The 8,037-nt window shown below is 49.0% G+C and carries 6 protein-coding genes and 2 rRNA genes; 7 read left to right on the top strand and 1 reads right to left on the bottom strand.

Going from position 1 to position 8,037, the window contains the following annotated elements; translation table 11 throughout:
- From E5161_RS06810 to E5161_RS06790, 5 genes are all read left to right on the top strand, one after another.
- Positions 1 to 164, top strand: a 23S ribosomal RNA gene (locus E5161_RS06810); the annotation flags it as partial.
- Between the two features lie 87 nt (positions 165 to 251).
- Positions 252 to 368: ribosomal RNA gene (gene rrf, locus E5161_RS06805) — 5S ribosomal RNA — on the top strand.
- 350 nt (positions 369 to 718) lie between these two features.
- A complete protein-coding gene (locus E5161_RS06800) occupies positions 719 to 901 on the top strand; it encodes a helix-turn-helix domain-containing protein (RefSeq protein WP_136776937.1) in 183 nt (60 codons plus the stop codon).
- Between the two features lie 22 nt (positions 902 to 923).
- On the top strand, positions 924 to 1,541 hold the full coding sequence (locus E5161_RS06795; protein WP_136776936.1) for a DUF5317 domain-containing protein: 618 nt from the start codon (positions 924 to 926) through the stop codon (positions 1,539 to 1,541).
- A 685-nt stretch (positions 1,542 to 2,226) separates the two neighbouring features.
- Positions 2,227 to 4,083: a bifunctional diguanylate cyclase/phosphohydrolase gene (locus tag E5161_RS06790; RefSeq protein WP_136776935.1), complete on the top strand. Its 1,857-nt coding sequence runs from the start codon at positions 2,227 to 2,229 to the stop codon at positions 4,081 to 4,083.
- Between the two features lie 18 nt (positions 4,084 to 4,101).
- On the opposite strand, the gene E5161_RS06785 is transcribed toward E5161_RS06790, so the two are convergent.
- On the bottom strand, positions 4,102 to 5,280 hold the full coding sequence (locus E5161_RS06785; protein ID WP_136776934.1) for an MFS transporter: 1,179 nt from the start codon (positions 5,278 to 5,280) through the stop codon (positions 4,102 to 4,104).
- Positions 5,281 to 5,644: 364 nt separating this feature from the next.
- Here E5161_RS06785 and E5161_RS06780 point away from each other — a divergent pair, with 364 nt between their 5' ends.
- Together E5161_RS06780 and E5161_RS06775 are read left to right on the top strand one after the other, a co-directional pair.
- Positions 5,645 to 6,661: a LacI family DNA-binding transcriptional regulator gene (locus E5161_RS06780; protein WP_136776933.1), complete on the top strand. Its 1,017-nt coding sequence runs from the start codon at positions 5,645 to 5,647 to the stop codon at positions 6,659 to 6,661.
- Positions 6,662 to 6,680: 19 nt separating this feature from the next.
- Positions 6,681 to 8,021: a sedoheptulokinase gene (locus tag E5161_RS06775; protein ID WP_246042134.1), complete on the top strand. Its 1,341-nt coding sequence runs from the start codon at positions 6,681 to 6,683 to the stop codon at positions 8,019 to 8,021.
- The last annotated feature ends 16 nt before the right edge of the window (positions 8,022 to 8,037 follow it).

Raw genomic sequence — 8,037 nt, 5'->3', positions numbered from 1 at the left:
GCGGGAGGGATAAGCGCTGAAAGCATCTAAGCGCGAAGCCCGCCTCAAGATGAGATTTCCCAATTTAGTAAGACCCCTGGAAGAACACCAGGTTGATAGGCTCGGGGTGGAAGCGCGGCAACGTGTGCAGCTGACGAGTACTAATCGGTCGAGGGCTTATCCTAATAAGCACACAGGTATCGATGATGTTTATATCAGTAACTGTTTCGTTTCGCATCCGGTTTTCAAGGCGCAAGCCTTGCGTTAGTTGGTCTGGTAGTGATGGCGGAGGGGTTCCACGCGTACCCATCCCGAACACGACCGTTAAGCCCTCCAGCGCCGATGGTACTTGGACCGCAGGGTCCTGGGAGAGTAGGACGCCGCCAGGCCGATCATGAAACACCTTCCTTGCGAAGGTGTTTTTTTGTTTTCTGTCTCGACAAAGAACTGCAAGTTTCTACAAAATATGTCCGTTCTCAGAATGACATATAAACGGTATTCTTATATTTGTTGTTCAAATACCACACTCTTCCACCAACGAGTCGCATAAACTCCCATCTAACACTCTCTCAAAGCTTCTTATGTCACTATGAGAAAAATTAAAAAAATATATTGACGTCCGATGTCGGACATTCTATAATCAAATCGAAGTTAGCAAATGTTGACAATGGTTGATAGTCGAACAGCGTCACATTCGAGTTCAAAAGATCCGACCCTCTGAACGTCAGGAGGAGACAGCATGAATCCATTGGAAGAAATCATGTCGACCGAAGAGGCGTCCAAGATTTGGGGCGTGCATCAAGATCATGTAAAGCGGTTATGCCGGGAAGGTAAAGTCGTTTGCAGGAAATTCGGGAAGACTTATATCCTGGAAAAGAATCAGCCGAGGCCCAGCGCGAAAAAAGTTCTTATCCACTCCTAGATTTTCGAAGGGATTTGCTTACATGGTTTACGACGGAATTGTAATCGGGCTCATCATTGGCTTGATACGCGCAGGCTGGAGGCACGGTTTTGCCGCTCTGTCTCAGATACGAATCCGCGGCGGTTGGATTTTTCCGGCATTGCTGCTCGTTCAGTTCGGTGTATTTTACTTGACCGACAAAAACGAATGGATCGCGGATTACAGCGGTTACATGTTTTTAGTGGTTTACGCAGCCGGTCTTTATGTTCTTTGGCTGAATCGTGAAGAAAAAGGTTTTTGGTGGATTTTCGCTGGTGTTGCCCTGAACTTCATCGTGATGGCTGCCAATGGCGGTAAAATGCCGGTGTCGTTAGAAGCCGCATCTGTTTTGGATCCCGTATATGGCCAGATGTTAAGAGATGGAAGCGTGGTATCAAAGCACGCACTATTAACGGATTCGACCATTGTTCCTTTCCTGGGAGACATTATCCCGCTGACCTCCCCTTACCCAAGAAGCCAAGTCATTAGTATCGGGGACGTCATCATGAACGTCGGTATCTTTATCTACCTCAACAATATTATGATAGCCCACAAACATAGATCTTCCATTGTTGAGTCAACTGACATAAATACCACGAAGAAAGGAGAGCGGTCAGCATGAAAAAGAAGCTGGAAGGGATTAAAGTCTCTCGTATCCTGGTAAATGCAGTAATCGTCGCTTCCGTAATCATCGCACTTACTTCGGGATTTAAAATTAATTAAATCAGCCAAATGGGAGGGTACATATAATGAAAAAATTCGAAGGAATTAAAGTCTCTCGTATCCTGGTAAATGCAGTAATCGTCGCTTCCGTGATCATCGCACTTACTTCGGGATTTAAAATTAATTAAATCAGCCAAATGGGAGGGTACATATAATGAAAAAATTCGAAGGAATTAAAGTTTCCCGCATCCTGTTCAACGCAGTGATCGTCGCTTCCGTTATCATCGCGCTTACTTCCGGATTTAAAATCAATTAATTAAAGTTAAATGGGAGGGTACATATAATGAAAAAATTCGAAGGAATTAAAGTTTCCCGCATCCTATTCAACGCAGTGATCGTCGCTTCTGTTATCGTCGCACTTACGTCGGGCTTCAAAATCAATTAACCGAAGTCCAACCGGAGGTACATAAAGTGAAGAAACTCGAAGGAATCAAAGTTTCCCGAATCTTAATAAATGCGATTATGGTAGCTTCCGTAATAATCGCACTTACATCTGGATTTAAAATCAATTAAAATGATGGAAACGGGGTTCCCCTGTTTCCATTATTTTTTCTATTTTAGAAGTGAAGGGGACAAGACAGAACATGGGGCTGGCTCAAAAGTTACTCGCTCAGTTTCGTCAGCCTGGATTCAACTACGCCGCCGTGATATTTATTTGCGGTATTTGTATGTTTTTAACAATCGATAACTCTGCTTTTTTTTCGTATTCATTAACTCAATGGGTAACAGTTTATGCTATGGTTGCAGCTGTGCTCATATTAGAACACTTTATGTTTCAGTTGCCACCTGAAGGCAATCGTCAGTCAATGGACTCCTCGGTTTATTTGGCAGCTGCGTTTGCCTATGGGGCAAGTTTTTCGTTGGTTATTTTAGTCATTGCTTCTGCTATTTTGTTAATATACAAACGCGATGTGGTATGGTGGAAGCATCTGCTGAATTTCTCAATCTATTCATTTATGATTTTTGGAGCAAGCTTAGCGTACCATCTGCTCGGAGGAGCAGTTGGTCCATTTGATGTTCATCATTTACATGCCTACATTATTGCTTTGGCTGTGTATTTCTTAGTAAATGTTGTTCTAGTCGGCTGTTATTACTATCTTCTATATAAAGGTAAATTATATGAAATCATTAAAACCATTTTAGCAGATGCCTTCTTCGCCTACTTTAGTACTTTGCTTTTATCGCTTGTTCTCGTGATTTTAATAATAGATAGCGGCTTATTTGGACTTTTTTTACTCTTGGCGGTAGGAATGCTGCTGTCCCATGGCTTTCGGCAGCTCTTTCTGATGTACAGCCAAATGAGCGAAAAAGCCAACACCGACCAGCGGACAGGCCTCTTCAGTCACAGTTATTTTGAGGAAAAGCTGGACGAGCATATCAAGCGGGCCAGAACGGAAAACAAGCCAATGTCTTTGGCTTTGCTTGATTTGGACGATTTCAAAAAATACAATGACGCTTTCGGACACCCGCAAGGGGATCGATTGCTTGGCTTTTTCGGACAACTCGTCAAAGCGGAGTGCGAGGCTAACCAGTTGTTTGCCGCGCGATATGGCGGCGAAGAGTTCTCCATCATCATGCCGGGGTTTCACAAGGACAAAGCCAAGGAATTCATTGACGGACTGCGCAAAAAAATCAACGATACTCCGTTTGATGGGGTCGACGTGTTCCCGCACGGCTGCATTTCGTTCTCTGCCGGCATTTTGGAAGTAAACAAAGAAAGCTACGATAAATCCCAGCTCATTGACTGGGCCGATCGGGCTCTTTATGTGGCCAAGTCCAAAGGGAAGAACACGGTGTTCATTCATGGAGACGAAACCCACTTGCCGCAAAGCTTGGAGTACGACCTGAAGCAAATCGAACAGCAGATCAAAATTTTCATATCCAAAGACGTGTACACGTTTAAACACTCCAAACGTGTATGTTCCTACGCGGCCGATATGGCCGATAGATTGCAGTTACACGAAGAAGAACGTCGTCTGTTGGTGCTAGGCGCGCTGATTCATGACATCGGAAAGCTCGAAATCCCCCGGGATATTTTGAATAAAAAGACGAAACTGACGAACGAAGAATGGGAAATGGTCAAAAAGCACGTGGTATGGGGCAAAGAAATCGTACTGGTGAACGAAAAGTACAAGGATCTAGTCCCGTTGGTCGAATTGCATCACGAGCGGTATGACGGCAAAGGCTATCCTCATGGGCTCAAAGGTGAAGAAATTCCGCGTCTTGCGCGCCTGCTGTGCATCATCGATTCGTTCGACGCCATGACCACGGAGAGGCCGTATCAAGAAACAAAATCGGTGCCCGACGCTCTTCAGGAGTTGAGAAGATGTTCGGGAACGCAATTCGACCCGGAGCTTGTCGAGCTGTTCATCACGTACATTGAAACGTCCGTCATGGCGGCCCACTCCGAGGTGGCTGCCGCCGCGCAATTTGAAATATAAGCGAGACATCCAATAGATTTACCCTGAAATCCCTTGATGCTCAAGGGATTTTTTAGTTTGGACACTCTGCATCCAGAAGATGACCGCAAACAAGGCCGTGCACAGCAAGGCCAGCACGAAATTGTAAAAGAATACCCGCCGGATGCCGAATGCCTCGCTGGCCAGTCCGCCCGCGAAGCTGCCGATGATTCTGGCCACACCCATGCTGAGCAGCGCGTTAAACGTTTGGCCGCTCGCTTTCAGCTCATCCGGCACTTCCCGATTGATCACGTTCGCCATGGTGACGGACAGCACGATGAAAAATAAGCCATGGAAGGCCTGGACCGGCAATGCCCAAAACGGATTGTCAACAGCGGAAAACAACAGCCATCGAATAGAGGCTGCTACGCCTGCCCCGAGTAAAATATACGGCACCTTGACGCGCTGAAAAATCTTTTTGGAGAACAGAAGGAACGGAAACTCGCTGAGAGAGGAAATAACCATAGACCATCCGAGCCAGTAGCTGTCTCCACCCAGTTGTTTAAAATACAGCGGGAAAAACGTGTAGTAATACATCAGCGTTATATGTAAAACGAAGCTAATCGCCATATACAGCATTAAAGTCCGATTGCGAAACAGCACCCGGAAACGAACTTTTCGTCCCTGCGACTGGTGGCCGGCAATTTTGGGGAAACGAAGGACAAGCAGAAAACTAACCGCGAGGATCATCGCATATACATTGAACAGGAGATCGACGCGCTTTTGCGCGATGAACCCGAAGAGAATGGACATCAGAGCAAATCCGACCGTTCCCGCCAAGCGGATCGTACTGAAATTCCCGTTTTTGCGCCGGTCGAGCGCTTCTAAGGTGACCGCGTCGCTGACCGCGAAAATAGACGTTTGGAAAAAAGTGAACACACAAATCATGATCGTCAAGTACAGGAATTGGTTGGATAAAGGGTACAGCAATGTACTCATGCAGGTTCCCGCAATCATCAGCAGCAAGACACTGTTCTTCGTACGTGCCCTGTCGCTCACCGTTCCCCACACCGGCTGTGCGAGAATAGCCACAAGCGGTCCAATGCTGAGCAAGGTGCCGATCTGCGATTGCGTAAAGCCGATGTTCTGAAAATATAGCGGAATAAACGTGCCATATACGGCATTGCCCATGTAAATGAAAAAGTAGAACAACACAAAAAAGGTGAGATTCACGGGCATGAGCGGGAGTTCCTCCTCGGTGATGGCTTGTCCAGAAAATGTGCTATAGATTCAAGATACCTTCAATGGAGACAGGAGACAACCGGAGATTCAGGAGCTGCGCAGAAAATATCGGGACGCTCAGGCACCATCCGACAAGTTATCCACAGGACAACTGTGGAAAAGTAAAGAAACTTGTGAGTAAATAGGACTAAGCAACCTACTTTCAATAGTTCTTTGTGTTCAAAGATGAGAGATGGGATCCATTTCCGGTCATGAAATCGCGTTGACAGTCAGATGAAATTGGGCTAACCTGTTGGAAACACCATTTTGGGACCGTTCCCAAAATGCATGAAATCTTGACCCTAAACCCAGGAGTGACCGGATGAACCCGACGATTCGAGATGTAGCCAAACTTGCAGGAACATCCAAGAGCACCGTATCCCGCTACTTGAACGGGCAAGCCGTCAAGAAGAGGACCCAGGAAGCTTTGGAAGCCGCGATTCGTGAACTGAATTTTCATCCGAACGTACACGCCCGAAGGCTGGTCACGAACCAAACGAACATGATCGGGGTCATTGTCAACGATATTTCCAACGTCTTTTATTCCGGGATATTGAAGGGCGTCGAGACGGTGGCGGAAGCAAACGGTTACGGCTGCGTGTATTACAGCCGAACCTCCGGGGACAGGCGCGAAAGCGAGTTTGTCAAACTTTTGCATGAAGGCCAAGTGGACGGACTTATTTTTGTCAGCTTCAAAAAAAGGGACGCTGCGGAAGCGGAAATACTTCAAAATGCTGACGCTCCGATCGTTGTCATCGGAGATGACGGCGGTAACAGGGCGCTGCATTCGGTCGATGTCGATCACGAACATGGGATCTCCGAGTTGGTTCATTATCTGTTTGCATTGGGACATCGGAAGCTGGGATACATTTCGGGACCGGCGGAGGAGTCTCCTTCGGTCTACAGGCTGGAAGGGTTCAGGAAGGCACTGGCCGAGTTGGGAATGGAAACGCGTAAAGAATGGATCGCGGCTTCCGACTGGACGAACGAAGGAGGGTATAAGGCGATGATGACGCTTCTCGAAGCGGGCGGAGTGACCGCCGTCCTATCCTCGAACGATGAAATGGCTGTAGGTGCGTTAACGGCTATGCGGGACAAAAACTTGACCGTCCCGGAGGACTGCTCGTTAGTCGGCTATGATGACATCAATATCGCGAGGTGGGTGTACCCTCCGCTGACGACCGTCAGACAGCCGTTTTACGAAATCGGCCGATTGGCAGCGGAAGGATTGCTGGCGAAAGTTCGGTCGGATGAGGCTGCGGAGGGCGCCCGGATTTTGCTGAAGCCGGAAATCGTCATCCGGGAATCCTGCCGTTCCTTGCATCCGGTAACCAATTAAGGGGGCGGCGGATTTGTTGATGATCGGACTGGACATCGGTACGACTTCGATTTGCGGGGTGCTGATGGACGCTTCAAGCAAGCAAATCGTGCAAGCGATTACGAAGGAGAACCGAGCCGCACTCAGATCTTCGCATGCGTGGGAATTTGTCCAGGACCCGGCCCGTATTATGGATGCGATCCTGGAGATCGTTTCGGAATTGTCCCATTCCAGAGCTGAAATCGGCGGGATCGGCGTCACCGGGCAAATGCACGGAATTCTATACGTGGATCAAGAAGGCCGGGCCGTTTCGCCTCTTTACACCTGGCAGGATCAACGAGGAGACCTGCCTTATCCGGGCGAGAGCGCTGCGTACGCTGAACATCTCAGCCGCTTGACCGGTTATCCGCTGTCTACGGGTTATGGAATGGTGACGCACGTCTACAACTTGATGAACGGCCTGGTGCCCAAGGAAGCAGCGGCGCTGTGTACGATCGCCGATTATGCGGCGATGCGGCTGGCGAATCGGCCGTCCCCGCTAATCGATTCGACGAATGCTGCAGCGCTCGGACTTTTCGATCTGAAAGCGCTCAAATTTGATCAAGCGGCTCTCGCCGCCTGCCGGATCGATCCCGCCATGATCCCCGAAGTGGCAATGTCCGGCTCTGTGATCGGACATACCGCGGACGGCGTTCCGGTGAGCTGCGCGCTGGGAGACAATCAAGCAAGCTTCCTAGGTTCGGTGCAGGACGTACGCAGCACTTTACTGCTGAATATAGGGACCGGTGCACAGCTTTCGGCGTATATCGATGAATACGTATCTGTCGACGGGCTGGATACCCGCCCGTTCCCGGGCGGCGGATATTTGCTTGTCGGAGCTTCCTTGAGCGGAGGGAAATCATACTCGCTGCTGGAACGTTTTTTTCGAGAAGTTTGCTCCATGTTCGTCGGTTATGACGGGGCCGAGCTCTACGAGATCATGAACCGTGTGGCCGAAGAGCAGGCGGACAAAGAGGGGGCCGCGGTCCGCGTAAACACCCAATTTTTCGGAACCCGCCAAAATCCGCTGCAACGCGGATCCATCGCGGACATTGGCCCGGACAATTTTACGGTGCGGAATTTGGTGCACGGATTTTTAGACGGGATGATCGACGAGCTTCACCGATTTTACGAGGCTTTTCCTGCCCCGATTCGGGATCGGATTCGCACGCTGGTTGCCTCCGGCAACGGGATTCGAAGGAATCCGGCGCTGAGGCGAAAGCTGGAACAGGTTTTCGGTTATTCGCCCACGATCCCGGCCAGCCGGGAGGAAGCCTCCCGCGGGGCTGCGCTCTGCGCCGCCGTAGGCTTCGGCAAGTCTGCGGACTTCTTCCACTTATAAATTGAAGGAGAGAGAT

It is taken from the genome of Cohnella pontilimi (assembly GCF_005049045.1).
Lineage (GTDB): Bacteria > Bacillota > Bacilli > Paenibacillales > Paenibacillaceae > Cohnella > Cohnella pontilimi.
This window is presented reverse-complemented; position numbering and strand designations above follow the sequence as displayed.

What these genes read in the sequence shown, in the direction of transcription:
- E5161_RS06800 (WP_136776937.1), top strand. Translation starts at nt 719, where the DNA reads ATGAATCCATTGGAAGAAATCATGTCGACCGAAGAGGCGTCCAAGATT.
- E5161_RS06795 (WP_136776936.1), top strand. Translation starts at nt 924, where the DNA reads ATGGTTTACGACGGAATTGTAATCGGGCTCATCATTGGCTTGATACGC.
- E5161_RS06790 (WP_136776935.1), top strand. Translation starts at nt 2,227, where the DNA reads ATGGGGCTGGCTCAAAAGTTACTCGCTCAGTTTCGTCAGCCTGGATTC.
- E5161_RS06785 (WP_136776934.1), bottom strand. Translation starts at nt 5,280, where the DNA reads ATGCCCGTGAATCTCACCTTTTTTGTGTTGTTCTACTTTTTCATTTAC.
- E5161_RS06780 (WP_136776933.1), top strand. Translation starts at nt 5,645, where the DNA reads ATGAACCCGACGATTCGAGATGTAGCCAAACTTGCAGGAACATCCAAG.
- E5161_RS06775 (WP_246042134.1), top strand. Translation starts at nt 6,681, where the DNA reads ATGATCGGACTGGACATCGGTACGACTTCGATTTGCGGGGTGCTGATG.